We start from the raw sequence: 17408 nt of genomic DNA on the forward strand, positions 1-17408 counted from the left end.
GCGTGAAAAATTTACAATTCCCGACAATCGGGATATGAGGAAAGTTGTGTGGAAAGGTTTGATGCCATTGTAATTGGCGCCGGAGCGGCGGGAATGTTTTGTGCAGCGCAGGCGGGCCAGGCGGGGCTGCGCGTGCTGTTGCTGGATAATGGCAAAAAGCCAGGCCGTAAAATCCTGATGTCCGGCGGCGGTCGCTGCAACTTTACCAATATGTATATTGAGCCGGCCGCTTATCTCAGCCTGAACCCGCATTTTTGCAAATCTGCGCTGGCGCGTTATACCCAGTGGGATTTTATCGAACTGGTGGGCAAACACGGTATTGCCTGGCATGAGAAGACCCTCGGCCAGCTGTTTTGTGATGATTCCGCAGAGCAAATCGTCAACCTGCTGCTGGCGGAATGTGACAAGGGCGGCGTGCAAATTCGCCTGCGTAGCGAAATTATCAGCGTAGAACGCGACGATGAAGGCTACAGACTGCAACTTAATGGCGACGAGGTGGCGGCGAAAAAACTGGTGGTCGCCTCCGGCGGCCTGTCGATGCCCGGACTGGGGGCATCGCCGTTCGGCTATAAACTTGCCGAGCAGTTTGGTCTCAAGGTGCTGCCGACCCGTGCGGGGCTGGTGCCCTTTACTCTGCATAAACCGCTGCTTGAGCAGCTGCAGGTGCTCTCGGGCGTTTCGGTGCCATCAACCATTACCGCACAGGACGGTACGGTGTTCCGCGAGAATCTGCTGTTTACCCACCGCGGGCTCTCCGGGCCGGCGGTACTGCAGATTTCCAGCTACTGGCAGCCGGGCGAGTTTGTCACCATCAACCTGCTGCCTGATTGCCATCTTGATGATTTCCTTAACGAGCAGCGGAGCGAACATCCGAATCAAAGCCTGAAAAACACCCTCGCTATGCAGCTGCCGAAGCGGCTGGTGGAGTGCCTGCAGCAGCTGGGGCAAATTCCGGACGTCACGCTAAAACAGCTCAACGTGCGCGAGCAGGAAATGCTGGTGGAGACGCTGACCGCCTGGCGCGTGCAGCCCAACGGCACCGAAGGCTACCGTACGGCGGAGGTGACCCTCGGTGGCGTAGATACGCACGAACTGTCGTCGCGAACCATGGAAGCACGCAAGGTGCCGGGGCTCTATTTTATCGGTGAAGTGATGGATGTGACCGGCTGGCTGGGAGGGTACAACTTCCAGTGGGCATGGTCTTCTGCCTGGGCCTGCGCCCAGGCGCTGGTAGAAGCGTAAGACAGGGGCAGCTTCTCTGCTACGGGAAGCTGCCCTCGGTTTATCAGTTCAGACCAAGAAAGTGCTGGGCGATTTTGAAGTAGATAATCAGCCCGGTGCCATCAATCAGCGTGGCGATAAACGGCGCGGAAACGACCGCCGGGTCGATGCCTACGCGTTTAAGCGTCAGAGGGATCACTGACGAGACCACCGCGCTCCACAGCGTAATGCAGACCAGCGTCAGGCTGACAATCAGAGTGATCTCCATGCCGATGCCCATCATCCAGGCGCGCAGGCAGCCCGCCAGACCGAGAGTGAGGGCAATCAGCAGCGACGTCGTCATCTCTTTACGAATCACCCGGCCCATATCGCGCAGGCGTACTTCCCCGAGCGCCATGGAACGGACCAGCGTGGAGGTGATCTGCGTACCGCTGTTACCGCCGGTGCCGATCAGCAACGGAATAAAGAAGGCCAGCGCAATGGCGGATTCCAGCGCCTCTTCAAAATGTTGAATGACGCTGCTGGTGTAGGCTTCTGCCACGAACAGCAGCAATAACCACACCGAACGTTTCTTCCACAGCGTCCACGGGCTGATCTCCAGATAGGGCTTCTCCAGCGGGAGCGTTGCGCCCTGGCGATGCACATCTTCGGTGACATCGTCTTCCAGCAGATGGGCAATCTCTTTCTCCATCAGGCAGCCAACCAGCTCACCTTTTTCAACCACCGGCACCAGGTCGAGTCCGCGTTCGCTCAGTTCGGCGACCACCTCCTGACGCTCATCATCGGGTTTCACGCGGAACAGGCAGCTGTCCATCAGATAGCGAATGGATTGCGCCGTATCGCTCTCCTGAAGCAGCTTTTTAATGGATAAACTGCCGCGCAGCTTCTTTCCGGCCACCACAAAGACCTGGCCCGGAATATCATCGCTGGTGAGTTGCGAGACAAAGAGCTCCCGCGCTTCATAGACGCTGAGGTGCTCGGGCAGAGTGATAAAATCGGTACGCATGTACTGGGCGATCGCATCGCCGTCGAAGGCGGAAGTGGCCAGGTGCGCGGCGCAGTGTTGCATTGAAGACATGGTGTAATTCCCTATAAAAAAATCACTCATAGGGGCGAACAAGACAGGATGAGCACAGGCAGATCCCTACGTCCTGGTTTTAGCACTGCACAACGTATCTGTCCGGCATGAACGCCGTCAGAAGTTACCTTGGCAACACCTTGATTCGATGGATGCCTGTATTTCCCTGAGTGGTCTCTCTCGATACCAGCAGGGCGGTAACTTGTATTTGTGCAGGAGCCTCGCCATAACGAGATCGTTAAATGAGCGGCCATTATAGGAAGGTAGACAAGTTGTGAAAGCGTATAATTTACGTGGTTTATCAACGGTTGATAAACCACGTAAAATTGGTCGGTTTTCCGGGCGATGCGTCGAATGGCATTGCCGCCATTATCGGCGGGTCAGTCGTGCGAACCCTCGTCTTGCGCGGTTAAGCAGTGCAGATGCCCGTGACGTACGCCGCGCTGGGCAATCACCTCATCGGCAAAATGCCGCACCTCGCCCATTTCACCTTTAAGGACGGCAATCTCCAGACAGTCATCATGGCTGATATGCACGTGCAGCGTCGCAACGGACAGATCGTGATGGTGATGCTGCGTGGCGATCAGTCGGCTTGCCAGCTCGCGTTTTTCATGTTCATAGACATAGGAAAGCACCGCGTAACCGCGCTGTTCGGGCTGTTGCGCATGCTCATGCATCAACGAATTGCGCAAGATATCGCGCACCGCCTCCGAACGGTTGTGGTACCCGCGCTGGGCGCTCAGCGCGTCCAGGGTCGCCAGAAGATCGTCATCAAGAGTCAGGGTTACGCGCTGCATGGTCGTTTCTCTATGGCAAGGGAAGGTGGAAAAGCGGGAAGGACCGCACGCTGGAGTGTCCGGCCCGCCATTGACTGAAGACGCAGCGGTGTGTTGACCGCCGTGGTTTCCAGAATCTGCCCGCTCTCCATCACCATCACCCGCTGACAAAAGCGCTCGACCAGCCGCAGATCGTGGGTGATAAACAGGCAGGCGGTAGAAAACTGTACCTGCAGACGCTTCAGCAGCGCAACGATCTCCGCCTGCAAAACGAGATCAAGATTCGAAACGGCCTCATCGAGGATCAGTAAGGGGGGACGCACAACCAGCGCCCGGGCCAGGCAGACCCGCTGCAGCTGCCCGCCGCTGAGCTGGTGCGGGCGTTTGTCGAGCAGGTGTGGAGAAAGGTCCACCGCCTGCATCATCGCTTCGACCCGCGCCTGGCGCTCATCGCGCGCGAAGCGGAACAGATGGCGCAGCGGCTCGCTGATGATCTCATTCACCGTTTTGCGCGGGTTCACCGCGCTTTGTGCATCCTGGAAAACCAGCTGGATATCGCGACGAAATGCCCGCTGCGCGTCGCCTTTTAACGTCTGAATCGGCGTTCCGCGCCAGGTTATCTCGCCGTGATCCGGTGTTTCAAGGCCGACCAGCATCCTCGCCAGGGTGCTTTTACCGCAGCCGCTGCGTCCGAGCAGCGCCACCGTTTCACCCGCCTGGATACTCAGGCTGACGTCGCGCAGCACGCCCGGATGGTGCGGGTAATCGTGGCTGACGTCGGTCACGTTCAGTAGGTTCATCCTGCAAACTCCATTCCGTACAGCGCCAGGTGTGCCGCCAGCAGCCGTTGACTGACCGGATGCTGCGGCGCGCTAAACAGGGTGTTGACGTCGCAACGCTCGACGATGCGCCCGTGGTCCATCACCGCGACCTCATGCGCCAGCCGCGCCACCACGCCCATGTCGTGAGTGACCAGCAGCAGGCCCTGGCCGCGGCTGGAGACAATCTCTTCCAGCAGATCCAGAATGCGCCCCTGCGCCACGGCATCGAGGTCGGTGGTAGGTTCATCGGCGAAGATAAAGGGGGCTTTACTCAGCAGGGCGAGGGCGATCATCATTCGCTGCAACATCCCGCCGCTCATCTCGAAGGGATAGCGTTTCAGGAGCTGAGACGGGCTTTCCAGACCGACGGCGGTCATGGCGGCAATAAGCGCCGCCTCATCCGCGGGCTGGCCGGTGGCGCGGCAGGTTTCCCGCGCGTGAGTTGCCATCGTATACAGCGGATTAAAGGCGCTGCGCGGATTCTGCATAATCGTGGCGACGGTACCGCCCCGCAGCTGTTCGCCGTGCACCGGAATGCCGTCCAGCAGCAGACGCCCGGCGGTTTGCCGGACACCGGGAGGCAGAACGCCAAGCGCTGCGGCGCAGGTCAGCGATTTTCCGCAACCGCTGCTACCCAGCAGGGCCAGCACCTGCCCGCGACGCAGGGTCAGCGACAGCTCCGTCACCAGCGGGCGGCCGGCGCACAGCGTCAATTGTTCTAACTGGATCTTTTGCGGCATCAGTGGCTGTGCTCCGCGATTAGGTGAGGATCGAGACGATCGCGCAGCGCGTCGCCCACCAGGTTAAAGGCCATCACGCTGATAAACAGCGCCAGGCCGGGCCACAGCATCTGTAGCGGCTGGGTCCAGATAAACTGCCGCGCATCGTTAATCATTACCCCCCATTCCGCCGTGGGGGCGCTGACGCCAAGACCGAGGAACGACATCCCGGCGACGTGCAGCATCATATGACCGATATCGAGGGTGGCGAGAACCAGCAGCGAGGGCACCACCGCGCCGGCCAGGTGATCGAGGAAAAGCCGCCAGCGATTTGCGCCGCTCAGCCGCGCGGCGAGAATAAACTCGCGCTGGCGCAGGGATACCACCAGGCTACGAACCATGCGCGCGTACCAGGCCCAGTGAGACAGGGCGATAGCGATAATCACGTTGGTCAACCCGGTCCCCAGCACGCCGACCATAAAAAACGACAGAATAGAGGTAGGAAAGGTCATAAACATATCGGCCACCCGCATGGTGAGCTGATCGACGCGCCCGCCCATGAGTCCGGCACAGCCGCCAACGAGAAGCCCCAGCGCCAGAACCAGCAGTAAACAGGCCATCACCGCCCCCAGTGACACCCGGGTCGCCGCCAGCAGACGGGAGAAAATATCGCGGCCAAGATGGTCGGTCCCCAGCCAGTGCTGGCCGTCAGGTGGCAGCAGACGGGAAGGTAAATCAATGGCCTGCGGATCGTACGGTAGCCACCACTGGCTGGTGAGCGCCACCAGCATCAGCAGAACGATAATGACCAGCGCCGCGCGCACCGAACCGCGCGCTGAGAAGAAAAAGCTCATGAGTGCGCTCCTTCATGACGACGAATACGCGGGTCCAGCGCGGCATTGACCAGATCGACCGCCAGATTGCACAGGGCGAATACCACCACCATGATAAGCGTAAAGCATTGAATCACAGGATAATCACGGTTAAAAATGGCCGAAACGGCATAGCGCCCGACGCCCGGCCAGGCAAAGATATTTTCGATGATCATCGTCCCGCCGATCAGTTCGCCAATGTGCATTCCTACGGCGGTAATCATCGGTAGCGAGGCGTTGCGCAGAATGTGACGACGTTCGATTTGCCTGGCATTCAGGCCGCGCAGGCGAGCCCAGGTGACATGGCGCTGTCCGGCGACTTCCAGCATGCTGGCGCGCAGAAGGCGGGCGTTAATCGCCAGCGACATAAACGCAATCGACACGGCCGGCAGGACGATATGCTGCCAGCTGCCGTAGCCCAGAGCTGGCAGCCACTGTAAATAGACCGAGAAGAACAGCACCAGCAAAAAGGCGAGCCAGAAGTTAGGCATCGACACGCCAAGAAAGGCGATGAGCCGCACTATGAAATCCGGCAAATGCTCGCGGTGACGCGCGGCCCAGATACCCAGCGGTACGGAGGTCAGCAGGATCAGCACCAGCGCCGCGCCCGCCAGCTGCAGCGTTGCGGGCAGGAAGCGCAGCACATCGTCAAGCACCGGACGCTGGGTGGCAAATGATACGCCAAAATCGAGATGTAGCGCCCGCCAGAGCCAGCGGCCGTACTGGACGACGAGCGGCTGATCCAATCCGAGCATCGTCCGCGTAGAGGCAACCATATCCGGCGTGGGCGGCAGGTTTGAAAGCCGCAGATAGTCGAGCGCCGGGTCACCGGTGCCGAGGCGAAGCATCAGGAAGATAATCACCGAGGCGGCAAAAATCATCGGAACCATCAGCAGTATGCGTCGCAGCAGATAACGTTGCATCAGGGATTCACCGGCTGGATCTGTTCGAACGGAATTTCAGCGGTAACCGCTGCGTAAGGAATCGCTCCCAGCTCGGGTTTCGCCACCACCATCATTGAGATATAGCTGACGGGCAGATAGACCGCGTCGTTGTGCAGACGGGTGAGAATATCGCGATACAGCGCCTGGCGTTGCGCATCGTCGCTGGTGGTCAGAACCTGGCCAATCTCTTTATCAATCAGCTGCTTGTCCGCTAGCCCTTGCTGCGCCTGGTAATCGGCATGCGAGGGGACGCGCATTGAGCTCATAAAAGCGTGCGGGTCGTACGGCGCGCCCCAGGTACGGTTAAAAATCATGCCAAAGCGGCCGTCGCGCTGGCGGGCGTAAATGCTGCTCTCCTCTTCGCCAACCAGCGCCACATCCACCCCGACCTGGCGCATATCCGCCTGGATTATCTCCGCCATCGACTTACTCAGGGCATCGGTACCGATAAACGACAGTTCGATGTGCAGCGGCTGGCCATTCTTCTCGCGAATCGCTTTGCCCGCGGGCCTGACCCAACCGGCCTTTTCCAGCATGGCGTTGGCCTGCTGTGGGTCGTAGTGGCGCGGTTTCAGGCCAATATTGGCGTATGGCACGGAAGGGGCGAAAAGCGTGTCGGCCACCTGCTGCGTACCGTACAGCGCATTGTCGATCAGCGATTTTTTGTTCACCGCGTAATTCAGCGCTTCACGCACCGCCAGTTCGTTCGTGGGAGCTCTGGCGGAGTTCAGGGCCAGCATCACCGTTTCGACAGGCTGAGAGAGCTGGGTACGCCAGGCCGGGTTATGGCTGAAACGAGCGAAGGTATCCAGCGGCAGCAGGCCTTCGTTGCCGTAAAGCAGATCGATATCGCCGGTTTCAAAAGCGACGGCGCGGGTCATCGGGTCCGGAATCACTTTCACGGTCACCTGGCGGATCGCCGGTTTGTCACCCCAGTAGCGGTCGTTACGTACCAGCACATCATACTGGTTGAGCTGCGAGGTTTTCAGCACCCAGGGGCCGGTGCCGATCGGCGCTTTGATACCGTGCTGTGTTCCCCCTTCAACAAATTGCGAAGGGGCGATAAAACGGAACGGGCGCGGCAGCGCCAGCTCCTGCAAGAAAGGGTAGTAGGCGCTTTTGAGCGTAATCTGCAGCTGCGTATCGCTGAGCGCCCGTACGTCGGTAATCTGGTTGGTCAGCTCCAGCCAGGCATGGCGCTGCCGGTTAGCCAGCACCGCCTGGAAGTTGGCGACCGCGGCCTGCGCATTGAACGGCTCGCCGTTAGAAAACTGCACATCGTTACGCAGGGTAAAGAGCCACACTTTCCCGTCCGCAGAGTGGCTCCAGCTGCTCGCCAGCCACGGCTTGACCGAACCATCCTGCTGATATTTGACCAGCGGCTCGTAGACCATGCTTTGGGCAAACATTTGGTTGGGGGTATACAGATGCGGATTCAGCGGACCCACGTTCACCGGCCAGGCGGTGGTGATGTCGTATGAAGCGGCGGCGGTCAGCAGAGGTGCGCAGGCGAGAAGCGCCAGCAGCGTGGTGCGGAAAATAGACAAGGTCTTTATCTCAACAGGAAGGAAAGTATGATGATTTTAATAATTCATCATACTTCAGGCCTAACCTGGATCAATCTCAGGACGGAAAGTATAAGAATTTCATATACCCACTTCGTCCGTCAGGTTGTCTGCCGGTCAGCCAGGTCGAGACAACGTAAAGGACTCGTGGCCCGAAGGCCCGCGCAAGCGGGCGATTCAGGGCGCCCGGAACAGCGCCAGCAGCGTGGCGAGCTGCTCATCAATGGGCGCCAGATCGCGTTTGACGATCAGATGCAGCGGCGTGGCGCGTCGGGCGCCGTGGCTGAGCGGCAATATTTTCAACAGACCCTGATCCAACCGGGAGCGGATGCGCTCTTCCGGGAGCCAGCCGAAGCCAACCTGATAGAGCACCGCATCGATAGCGGCATCAATGGTGGAAAATGTCCACGCATCGCGCCCTGTCTGCGGGTCGTCGCTGCGATCGGCGATACGCACCAGCGGCCAGGAGGCCAGCGCACTGTCGTCGAGGGGGCCGCTCAGTCTGGCAAGCGGATGGTCCCGGTGGGCAACGGCAACAAAATCAATGTTCATCAGCCATTCGCCGCGTCCGGTAATATCCTGGCGGCGGGTGAGTACCATCACGTCGGCTTCGCTGCGGGCCTCCTGCTCATCTTTCATGTTTTCGAGGACTTCGGTCAGCCTCACCTGAGTCTGCGGATGGCGTTGCTGAAACTGGCGCAGAATGGCGAACAGCCGTTCGCGAGGGAAAATACTGTCCACAACCAGGTCCAGACGGGTTCGTGCGCCGTTGTGCAGGGTCGCCGCGCGGGTTTCAACGTATGAAAATGCCTGCAGGAGCGGTTTTACCTGGCTTAGCAACAGCTCCCCGGCCGGAGTGAGTACCGCGCGGCGGCCAGAGGGGTGCAGCAGCGCGACACCCAGTCTTTCCTGCAGCAGGGCGAGGTTATAGCTCACCGAGGACTGGCTGCGATGAGTCTCTTCTGCTGCTTTTGCGAAGCTACCCAGCTCGATGACTTTTTCCAGCAAGGCCCACTGTTCCAGCGTTGTTTTGTGCATGATTTATCGAAAAAGTGAATGAATTTCATCAAAACATAGCGTTATTCATCCATTTTTTAAAGCAGTATGCTTGTTCTCAACACATAGAGGAGAACAGATTATGAGCTCATTTGACCAACATGACCTGAGCGGTTTTATCGGCAAACATCTGGTTTATACCTACGATAACGGCTGGAATTACGAAATTTACGTGAAAAACGCCCACACCCTGGATTACCGCATTCACAGCGGTATCGTCGCGAATCGTTGGGTGAAAGATCAGCAGGCTTACATCGTTCGCGTCGGCGAAAGCATCTACAAAATTTCCTGGACCGAACCGACCGGCACTGATGTGAGTCTGATCGTAAACCTCGGCGACAAACTGTTTCACGGCACCATCTTCTTCCCGCGCTGGGTGATGAATAATCCGGAAAAAACCGTCTGCTTCCAGAACGATCATATCCCGCTGATGGTTTCTTACCGTGAAGCCGGACCGGCTTACCCGACGGAAGTGATTGACGAGTTCGCCACCATCACCTTTATACGTGATTGCGGCGCGGATAATAACAGCGTCATTAATTGCCCGGCTAATCAATTACCGGCTGACTTTCCTGCAAATTTGTCATCTACCGGAAATGATTTTGTGAGCTAAGATGTGTTTTTGAAATTCAGATTGCAGAATAAAATTCTATTTATTGTTTAACTGTTTAATGTCTGTTTACTTTACTACATCGTGCTCCTGTTTTGCCCATAAACGGGAGCCGGTTTCCCACTCTTCCCCCGCGTTGTCATTTGTAAATTCCATTTAAAAACAATTGATTATTGTCTATTCGGCAAATTATATTAATTTCTTAATATTATCCTAAGCAACCCCGTCTAAATTTAATAACGTCAAATACCCTGGAATGAAAAGTGGCATTGAAGAGATTCCATTTTCATTTTGTTTAAGTCCGCTGGCGCAGGATATTTTTTCTATCGACCCGCAACCCTGAAAGGGTCATATACAGAACAGGAAAATGATGAGCGAATTTTTGCCGTTTTCGCGCCCGTCGATGGGCGACGCAGAGCTGGCTGCGCTGCGTGAAGTTTTGCAATCGGGCTGGATTACTACCGGACCGAAAAACCAGGCGTTGGAAGAGGCATTCTGCACGCTGACCGGCAACCGTCACGCCGTGGCGGTGAGTTCGGCGACCGGTGGCATGCACGTCACGCTGATGGCGTTGGGCATTGGCCCGGGCGATGAAGTCATCACGCCATCCCAGACCTGGGTTTCCACGCTGAACATGATCTGTCTGCTGGGCGCGACACCGGTGATGATCGATGTCGATCGCGACAATCTGATGATTACCGCCGAGGCGGTTGAAGCGGCGATTACCCCCAACACCAAAGCGATTATTCCCGTGCACTACGCAGGCGCGCCTGCGGATATCGACGCGATTCGCGCCGTGGCAGAACGTCACGGTATCCCGGTGATTGAAGATGCCGCGCACGCGGCGGGAACGTATTACAAGGGCAAACATGTGGGCGGTCGCGGCTGCGCGATCTTCTCATTTCACGCCATTAAAAATATGACCTGCGCCGAAGGCGGACTGATCGTGACCGATGACGATGCGCTGGCATCGCGCATTCGTAGCCTGAAATTCCACGGTCTTGGCGTCGATGCCTATGACCGTCAGACGCATGGTCGGGCGCCGCAGGCGGAGGTGATTTCGCCGGGCTTCAAATACAATCTGGCCGATATCAACGCCGCGCTGGCGCTGGTACAGCTGGATAAACTGGCCCATGCCAACCAGCGTCGTAGCGAGATTGCCCAACGCTATCTGCGCGAGCTGGCGGATACGCCGTTTAAGCCGCTGGCGATACCGGAATGGGAACACCAGCACGCCTGGCACCTGTTTATTATTCGCGTGGATGAAGCGACCTGCGGAATCAGCCGCGATGCGTTGATGGAAAAACTGAAAGCCATGGGCATCGGCACCGGCCTGCACTTCCGTGCGGCCCACACGCAAAAATATTACCGCGAGCGTTTCCCGACGCTTTCCTTACCGAATACGGAATGGAACAGCGCGCGTATCTGTTCACTCCCTTTGTTCCCGGATATGACCGACGATGACGTCACTCGGGTCATTTCCGCGCTGCACCAGCTGTCAGGATGTTGATATGTTTACTTACCCACCCGTGAAAAAAGTCTCGGTCGTTATTCCGGTTTATAACGAACAGGAGAGCCTGCCTGAGCTGATTCGCCGTACGGATGCCGCCTGCGCGACGCTGGGCCGCCAGTATGAGATTCTGCTGGTCGACGATGGCAGCAGCGATGATTCTGCCCGCATGCTGACCGAGGCTGCTGAAGCCGAAGGCAGCCATGTGGTCGCGGTGTTGCTTAACCGCAACTATGGCCAGCACTCGGCCATTATGGCGGGATTCAGCCATGTGACCGGCGATCTGATTATTACCCTTGATGCCGACCTGCAAAACCCACCGGAAGAGATCCCGCGCCTGGTGGCGAAGGCGGACGAAGGTTACGACGTGGTCGGTACCGTTCGGCAGAACCGCCAGGACACCTTCTTCCGTAAAAGCGCGTCGAAGATGATCAACCGCCTGATTCAGCGCACCACCGGTAAAGCGATGGGGGACTACGGCTGCATGCTGCGCGCCTATCGCCGCCACATTATCGACGCGATGCTCAATTGCCATGAACGCAGTACGTTTATCCCGATTCTGGCAAATACCTTCGCGCGCCGGGCGGTCGAAATCCCGGTGATGCACGCGGAGCGTGAATTTGGCGATTCCAAATACAGCTTTATGCGCCTGATTAATCTGATGTACGACCTGGTGACCTGTTTGACCACCACGCCGCTGCGTCTGCTGAGCGTCTTTGGCAGCGTGATTGCCCTGCTGGGCTTCGCTTTCGCCTTCCTGCTGGTGTTCCTGCGACTGGTATTTGGCCCGCAGTGGGCGGCGGAAGGGGTGTTCATGCTGTTTGCCGTACTGTTCATGTTCATCGGTGCCCAGTTTGTCGGCATGGGGCTGCTCGGGGAGTATATCGGACGCATCTATAACGATGTCCGCGCCCGTCCCCGCTACTTTATTCAACGTGTTGTTCGTCAGCCGGAAACGGCGTCTCAAGAGGAAGATCGTTCATGAAAGCTGTAGTCTTCGCTTATCACGATATGGGTTGTGCTGGCATTCAGTCTCTGCTGGATTCCGGGTATGAAATCGCCGCTATTTTCACCCATCCGGATAACCCTGGCGAAAACCATTTCTTTGGCTCGGTTGCGCGTATTGCTGCTGAACAAGGTATCCCGGTGTGGGCACCTGAAGATGTTAACCACCCGCTGTGGATTGAACGCATTCGCGACATGAAGCCGGACGTCCTGTTCTCTTTCTACTATCGCAACATGCTGGGCGACGATATCCTCAGCCTTGCACCAAAAGGCGGCTTTAACCTGCACGGTTCTCTGCTGCCGCAATATCGCGGCCGCGCGCCGCTGAACTGGGTGCTGGTTAACGGTGAAACGGAAACCGGCGTGACTCTGCATCGCATGGTCAGCCGTGCGGATGCCGGCGCTATCGTGGCGCAGCAGACGGTTGCTATCGGCGCGGATGATGTCGCGCTGACCCTGCATCGCAAGCTGTGCGCCGCGGCGTCAGAGCTGCTGAACCAGGCCCTGCCGGCGATTCGTGAAGATAAAATCCAGGATCGTGCGCAGGATGAAAGCCAGGCCACCTACGTTGGTCGCCGTACGCCGGAAGATGGCCGTCTCGACTGGGACAAACCTGCGCTGACGCTGCATAACCTGGTCCGCGCCGTTTCCGATCCGTGGCCGGGCGCGTTTGGCTATGTTGGTGCGAATAAATTTATCGTCTGGAAATCCCGCGTGCGCCAGGACCTGGCCGCGGCGAAGCCTGGAACGGTGATGTCGACCTCTCCGCTGGTGATCGCTTGCCAGGATGGCGCGCTGGAGATCGTAACCGGTCAAACCGAGCGCGGCGTTTACATGCAGGGTACGCAGCTGGCGCAGGCGCTGGGGCTGGTATCCGGTGCGGTACTGAGCAGCAAGCCGGTTGTGGCGATTAAACGCCGTACCCGCGTGCTGATCCTTGGCGTGAACGGTTTTATCGGTAACCACCTGACCGAGCGTCTGCTCGCCGACGACAACTATGAAATCTATGGTCTGGACATCGGGTCGGACGCGATCGGTCGTTTCCTGGGCAACCCGCGCTTCCACTTCGTTGAAGGCGATATCAGCATTCACTCCGAGTGGATCGAATACCACATTAAGAAATGCGACGTGGTACTGCCGCTGGTGGCCATCGCGACGCCAATTGAATATACCCGCAACCCGCTGCGCGTGTTCGAGCTGGACTTCGAAGAGAACCTGAAGATCATCCGCGACTGTGTGAAATACGATAAGCGCATTATCTTCCCGTCGACCTCCGAAGTGTACGGCATGTGCACCGACAAAAACTTCGACGAAGACACCTCAAACCTGGTGGTGGGCCCGATCAACAAACAGCGCTGGATTTACTCGGTATCGAAGCAGCTGCTCGACCGCGTTATCTGGGCCTATGGCGACAAGTCCGGCCTGCGCTTCACCCTGTTCCGTCCGTTTAACTGGATGGGACCGCGTCTGGATAACCTGAATGCCGCACGTATCGGCAGCTCTCGTGCGATTACTCAGCTGATCCTGAACCTGGTTGAAGGTTCGCCGATCAAGCTTATCGAAGGTGGTAAACAAAAACGCTGCTTCACCGATATTAGCGATGGTATTGAAGCGCTGTTCCGCATTATCGAGAACAAAGACGGCCGCTGCGACGGGCAGATTATCAACATCGGTAACCCGGAAAACGAAGCCAGTATTAAAGAGCTGGCGGAGATGCTGCTGGCGTGCTTCGAGCGTCATCCGCTGCGCAATAACTTCCCGCCGTTCGCCGGTTTCCGCGACGTCGAGAGCAGCGATTACTACGGTAAAGGCTATCAGGACGTGGAGCATCGTAAGCCGAGCATTCGTAACGCGAAGCGCTGTCTGAACTGGACGCCGACGGTTCCGATGGAAGAAACCGTGGAGCATACGCTCGACTTCTTCCTGCGTACGGTTGAGCTGGTGGACGACAAGACATCATGAAACAGGTCGGCTTACGCATAGATGTCGATACCTTTCGCGGTACCCGGGACGGGGTACCGCGTCTGCTGAGCCTGTTGGGCCAGCACGGGGTTCAGGCAAGCTTCTTCTTCAGCGTTGGGCCGGACAATATGGGGCGCCATTTATGGCGCCTGATAAAACCGAAGTTTCTGTGGAAGATGCTGCGCTCAAACGCCGCTTCGCTGTACGGCTGGGATATTTTGCTGGCCGGCACCGCATGGCCTGGGCGACGGATTGGCGCGGGTAATGAAGAGGTTATCCGTGCGACGGCGCAGGCGCATGAAGTGGGTCTGCATGCCTGGGATCATTACAGCTGGCAGGCATGGAGCGGCGTCTGGCCACAGGAACGGCTGGCGCTGGAGGTCGAACGCGGCCTGCTCGAGCTGGAGCGGATCATCGGCCGGTCGGTCACCTGTTCCGCCGTGGCGGGCTGGCGCGCGGATCAGCGGGTGATTAAAGCCAAAGAGTCCTTCAATTTCCTCTACAACAGCGACTGCCGGGGCTCGCGCCCCTTCCTGCCGTTGCTGGGCGACAAGGTGACAGGTACGGTGCAGATCCCCGTTACGCTGCCTACCTGGGATGAAGTGGTCGGCAGTCGCGTCGATGCCGGGGGCTTCAATCGCTATCTGCTGGATTGTATTCACCGGGATAGCGGTACGCCGGTCTACACCATTCATGCTGAAGTGGAAGGCATTGCCTTCGCGCAGCAGTTTGATGAACTGCTGACGATGGCCGCACAGGAAGAAATCCAGTTTTGCCCGCTGAGCCAACTGCTGCCCGCAGATTTTAGCGAGCTGCCGCTGGGTAAAGTGGTTCGCGGTGAATTGGCCGGCCGGGAAGGCTGGCTTGGGCGTGAACAATTATTGAGTCAGGACGTATGAAAAGCATTCGTTATAGCGTCTCTTTAGTGGTGTTATTTGCGCTGTATTATCTACTTCCGTTGAATTTCCGACTGCTCTGGCAGCCTGATGAAACGCGCTATGCGGAGATCAGCCGCGAGATGCTGGCGTCCGGTGACTGGGTGGTGCCGCATTTTCTCGGGCTGCGCTATTTTGAAAAACCGATTGCCGGATACTGGATTAACAGCATCGGGCAGTGGTTGTTTGGCCACAATAACTTTGCCGTGCGCTTTGGCTCGGTCTTCTCCATTAGCGTCACCGCGCTGCTGATTGCGTGGCTGGCATGGCGAATCTGGCAGGACAAACGGGTGGCGATTCTGTCCGCCGTGATCTTCCTGACCGCACTGCTGGTCTACGGTATTGGCACCTATGCGGTGCTGGACCCGATGATCACCCTGTGGATGGCGCTGGCGATGTGCAGTTTCTGGGGCGCCGCTCAGGCGCAGACCCGAAACGGTAAAATCATCGGCTACGCGCTGCTGGGGGCGGCCTGTGGAATGGGGGTAATGACCAAAGGCTTCCTGGCGCTGGCGGTGCCGGTTGTCGGGGTTCTGCCGTGGGTGATTGCCCAGAAGCGCTGGCGTGAAGTGCTGACCTACGGCTGGCTGGCGGTGGGGGTCTGTATCCTGACGGTGCTGCCCTGGGGCCTGGCTATCGCCAAACGCGAACCGGACTTCTGGCGCTATTTCTTCTGGGTGGAGCATATTCAACGCTTTGCCGAGAAAGATGCCCAGCACAAGGCGCCGTTCTGGTATTACATCCCGTTCCTGTTCGCCGGAAGTCTGCCGTGGCTGGCGCTGCTGCCCGGGGCGCTGAAGCGCGGCTGGAGCGAGCGCGATGACGTGCGCGGCGCGCTGTATCTGCTTGGCTGGGTGGCGATGCCGTTCCTGTTTTTCAGTATCGCCAAAGGAAAACTGCCGACCTACATTCTGCCGTGCTTCGGGCCGCTGTCGATTCTGATGGCTCGCTATGGGCTGGATGCGGCGAAGGCGGGAGCGAAGGCGCTGCGCATTAACGGCCTCATCAACCTGATCTTTGGCCTGGTGGGTCTGATTGCCGTGCTGGTGGTGTCGCCGTGGGGCGTGATGCATAAACCGGTCTGGACGCAGATTGAGCTGTATAAATGTCTGCTGGCGGCGATTGCGTTTGCCGTCTGGGCGCTGATGGGCTGGCTGGCGATGAAAGATAACGGCCGTCGCTGGACATTAGCCGCCTGCTGTCCTCTGGGGCTGGCGCTGCTGATTGGCTTTGCCATTCCTGACCGGGTGATTGATAGTAAGCAACCGCAGTTCATGGTCGATATCATTGGTGAATCGCTGGCGCCAAGCCGCTATGTGCTGAGCAACAACGTCGGCATTGCCGCCGGTCTGGCGTGGGAACTCAAGCGTAACGATATCATCATGTATGACAAGCAGGGCGAACTGAAGTACGGTTTAGACTGGCCGGATGCGAAGAATGGCTTTGTGAGCCAGAGTGAGTTTGCCAGCTGGCTGGCAGCGCATCGCCAGGAAGGACCGGTATCGCTGGTGCTGCTGATGGACAAAGGAGAAAACATGGCCGATTTACCTCTACCGAAACCTGACAACACCTACGTGTTGGAGCGGGTTGTGTTTCTCCAGTATCTGCCGCAATGAGTACCTGGATCTGCCTGGCGCTGGCGAGCCTGTTAAGCTGCGCCGGGCAGCTGTGCCAGAAGCAGGCGACGCGCCCGTCTAAATCACGGCGGCGCGGCCGCCATATTCTCGGCTGGCTGGGCCTTGCGCTGCTGGCGCTCGGCGGCGGTATGCTGCTGTGGCTGAGCGTGCTGCAATCCATTCCGGTGAGCGTGGCCTATCCCATGCTGAGCCTCAATTTTGTCTGGGTGACGTTAGCGGCCTGGGGGATCTGGCGAGAGCCGGTAGCCCGGCGGCACTGGGTCGGCGTCGGGCTGATTGTGGTCGGCATCGTGGTGCTCGGGAGTAGCGTCTGATGGGCTTAATCTGGGCGTTATTCAGCGTCGGGCTGGTCAGCGCCGCACAGCTTCTGCTGCGCGGGGCGATGGTTGAACTGCCGCCGCTGAGTGACCTGTTCGCGTTTCTCAATCATCTTTTCCATCTGCGTGCCGGAACTATCGGCCTGGGGCTGGGACTGAGCGGCTACCTGCTGTCGATGGTCTGCTGGTACTTTGCGCTGCATCAGCTGCCGCTGGCCAAAGCCTACGCGCTACTCAGTCTGAGCTATATTCTGGTCTGGGCCGCCGCTATCTGGCTGCCCGGCTGGCATGAACCTTTCCACTGGCGCTCCCTGCTGGGGGTGCTGATTATCATCGCCGGCGTGCTGACAATCTTCTGGCCGGCGAAGCGCAAAACCTGA

The 17408-nt window shown here is 58.1% G+C and carries 17 protein-coding genes and 1 riboswitch; of the genes, 9 read left to right on the plus strand and 8 right to left on the minus strand.

The window, feature by feature from the left end; all coding sequences use genetic code 11:
* The first annotated feature begins 48 nt into the window (after window positions 1-48).
* Window positions 49-1242: a BaiN/RdsA family NAD(P)/FAD-dependent oxidoreductase gene (locus tag AC236I_RS01340; protein ID WP_015585571.1), complete on the plus strand. Its 1194-nt coding sequence runs from the start codon at window positions 49-51 to the stop codon at window positions 1240-1242.
* Between the two features lie 43 nt (window positions 1243-1285).
* On the opposite strand, the gene AC236I_RS01345 is transcribed toward AC236I_RS01340, so the two are convergent.
* The 8 genes from AC236I_RS01345 to AC236I_RS01380 all read right to left on the minus strand — a co-directional run bounded on the left by AC236I_RS01345 (window position 1286) and on the right by AC236I_RS01380 (window position 9034).
* Complete coding sequence (locus tag AC236I_RS01345) at window positions 1286-2299, minus strand: magnesium transporter (protein WP_004868661.1); 1014 nt, start codon at window positions 2297-2299, stop codon at window positions 1286-1288.
* 57 nt (window positions 2300-2356) lie between these two features.
* Window positions 2357-2540: riboswitch (M-box (ykoK) riboswitch) on the minus strand.
* Between the two features lie 139 nt (window positions 2541-2679).
* The gene (gene nikR, locus AC236I_RS01350) at window positions 2680-3096 is read right to left on the minus strand and encodes a nickel-responsive transcriptional regulator NikR (protein ID WP_004868659.1); all 417 of its coding nucleotides are present in this window, start codon (window positions 3094-3096) and stop codon (window positions 2680-2682) included.
* On the minus strand, window positions 3084-3875 hold the full coding sequence (gene nikE / locus AC236I_RS01355; RefSeq protein WP_032724994.1) for a nickel import ATP-binding protein NikE: 792 nt from the start codon (window positions 3873-3875) through the stop codon (window positions 3084-3086). Before nikE ends, nikR begins: the two co-directional genes overlap by 13 nt.
* Window positions 3872-4636 (minus strand): nickel import ATP-binding protein NikD, encoded by a 765-nt coding sequence (gene nikD / locus AC236I_RS01360; protein WP_054829207.1) that lies wholly within the window; start codon window positions 4634-4636, stop codon window positions 3872-3874. The genes nikE and nikD overlap by 4 nt, the downstream gene beginning before the upstream one ends.
* Window positions 4636-5469: a nickel ABC transporter permease subunit NikC gene (gene nikC / locus AC236I_RS01365; RefSeq protein ID WP_015585573.1), complete on the minus strand. Its 834-nt coding sequence runs from the start codon at window positions 5467-5469 to the stop codon at window positions 4636-4638. The genes nikD and nikC overlap by 1 nt, the downstream gene beginning before the upstream one ends.
* Window positions 5466-6410, minus strand: coding sequence for a nickel ABC transporter permease subunit NikB (gene nikB / locus AC236I_RS01370; RefSeq protein ID WP_004868652.1), 945 nt, complete (start codon window positions 6408-6410; stop codon window positions 5466-5468). Before nikB ends, nikC begins: the two co-directional genes overlap by 4 nt.
* The gene (gene nikA / locus AC236I_RS01375; protein WP_004868650.1) at window positions 6410-7978 is read right to left on the minus strand and encodes a nickel ABC transporter substrate-binding protein; all 1569 of its coding nucleotides are present in this window, start codon (window positions 7976-7978) and stop codon (window positions 6410-6412) included. The genes nikB and nikA overlap by 1 nt, the downstream gene beginning before the upstream one ends.
* A gap of 195 nt (window positions 7979-8173) precedes the next feature.
* Complete coding sequence (locus AC236I_RS01380; protein WP_004868649.1) at window positions 8174-9034, minus strand: LysR family transcriptional regulator; 861 nt, start codon at window positions 9032-9034, stop codon at window positions 8174-8176.
* Window positions 9035-9131: 97 nt separating this feature from the next.
* Here AC236I_RS01380 and AC236I_RS01385 point away from each other — a divergent pair, with 97 nt between their 5' ends.
* The 8 genes from AC236I_RS01385 (at window position 9132) to arnF (ending at window position 17408) form a co-directional block, all read left to right on the plus strand.
* Window positions 9132-9665 carry a phenolic acid decarboxylase gene (locus AC236I_RS01385; protein WP_162268842.1) on the plus strand — a complete coding sequence of 178 codons (534 nt, stop codon included), beginning with the start codon at window positions 9132-9134 and terminating at the stop codon, window positions 9663-9665.
* A gap of 367 nt (window positions 9666-10032) precedes the next feature.
* Window positions 10033-11172 carry a UDP-4-amino-4-deoxy-L-arabinose aminotransferase gene (gene arnB / locus AC236I_RS01390; RefSeq protein ID WP_004868647.1) on the plus strand — a complete coding sequence of 380 codons (1140 nt, stop codon included), beginning with the start codon at window positions 10033-10035 and terminating at the stop codon, window positions 11170-11172.
* 1 nt (window position 11173) lies between these two features.
* Window positions 11174-12157 (plus strand): undecaprenyl-phosphate 4-deoxy-4-formamido-L-arabinose transferase, encoded by a 984-nt coding sequence (gene arnC / locus AC236I_RS01395; protein WP_004868646.1) that lies wholly within the window; start codon window positions 11174-11176, stop codon window positions 12155-12157.
* Window positions 12154-14139 carry a bifunctional UDP-4-amino-4-deoxy-L-arabinose formyltransferase/UDP-glucuronic acid oxidase ArnA gene (gene arnA, locus AC236I_RS01400; protein WP_015585575.1) on the plus strand — a complete coding sequence of 662 codons (1986 nt, stop codon included), beginning with the start codon at window positions 12154-12156 and terminating at the stop codon, window positions 14137-14139. Before arnC ends, arnA begins: the two co-directional genes overlap by 4 nt.
* Complete coding sequence (arnD, locus tag AC236I_RS01405) at window positions 14136-15038, plus strand: 4-deoxy-4-formamido-L-arabinose-phosphoundecaprenol deformylase (RefSeq protein WP_004868644.1); 903 nt, start codon at window positions 14136-14138, stop codon at window positions 15036-15038. Before arnA ends, arnD begins: the two co-directional genes overlap by 4 nt.
* Window positions 15035-16690 carry a lipid IV(A) 4-amino-4-deoxy-L-arabinosyltransferase gene (gene arnT, locus AC236I_RS01410; RefSeq protein ID WP_032718353.1) on the plus strand — a complete coding sequence of 552 codons (1656 nt, stop codon included), beginning with the start codon at window positions 15035-15037 and terminating at the stop codon, window positions 16688-16690. Before arnD ends, arnT begins: the two co-directional genes overlap by 4 nt.
* Window positions 16687-17025 (plus strand): 4-amino-4-deoxy-L-arabinose-phosphoundecaprenol flippase subunit ArnE, encoded by a 339-nt coding sequence (arnE, locus tag AC236I_RS01415; protein ID WP_004868642.1) that lies wholly within the window; start codon window positions 16687-16689, stop codon window positions 17023-17025. The genes arnT and arnE overlap by 4 nt, the downstream gene beginning before the upstream one ends.
* Window positions 17025-17408: a 4-amino-4-deoxy-L-arabinose-phosphoundecaprenol flippase subunit ArnF gene (arnF, locus tag AC236I_RS01420; protein ID WP_004868628.1), complete on the plus strand. Its 384-nt coding sequence runs from the start codon at window positions 17025-17027 to the stop codon at window positions 17406-17408. The genes arnE and arnF overlap by 1 nt, the downstream gene beginning before the upstream one ends.

This window comes from Klebsiella sp. Sb-30, assembly GCF_057652795.1.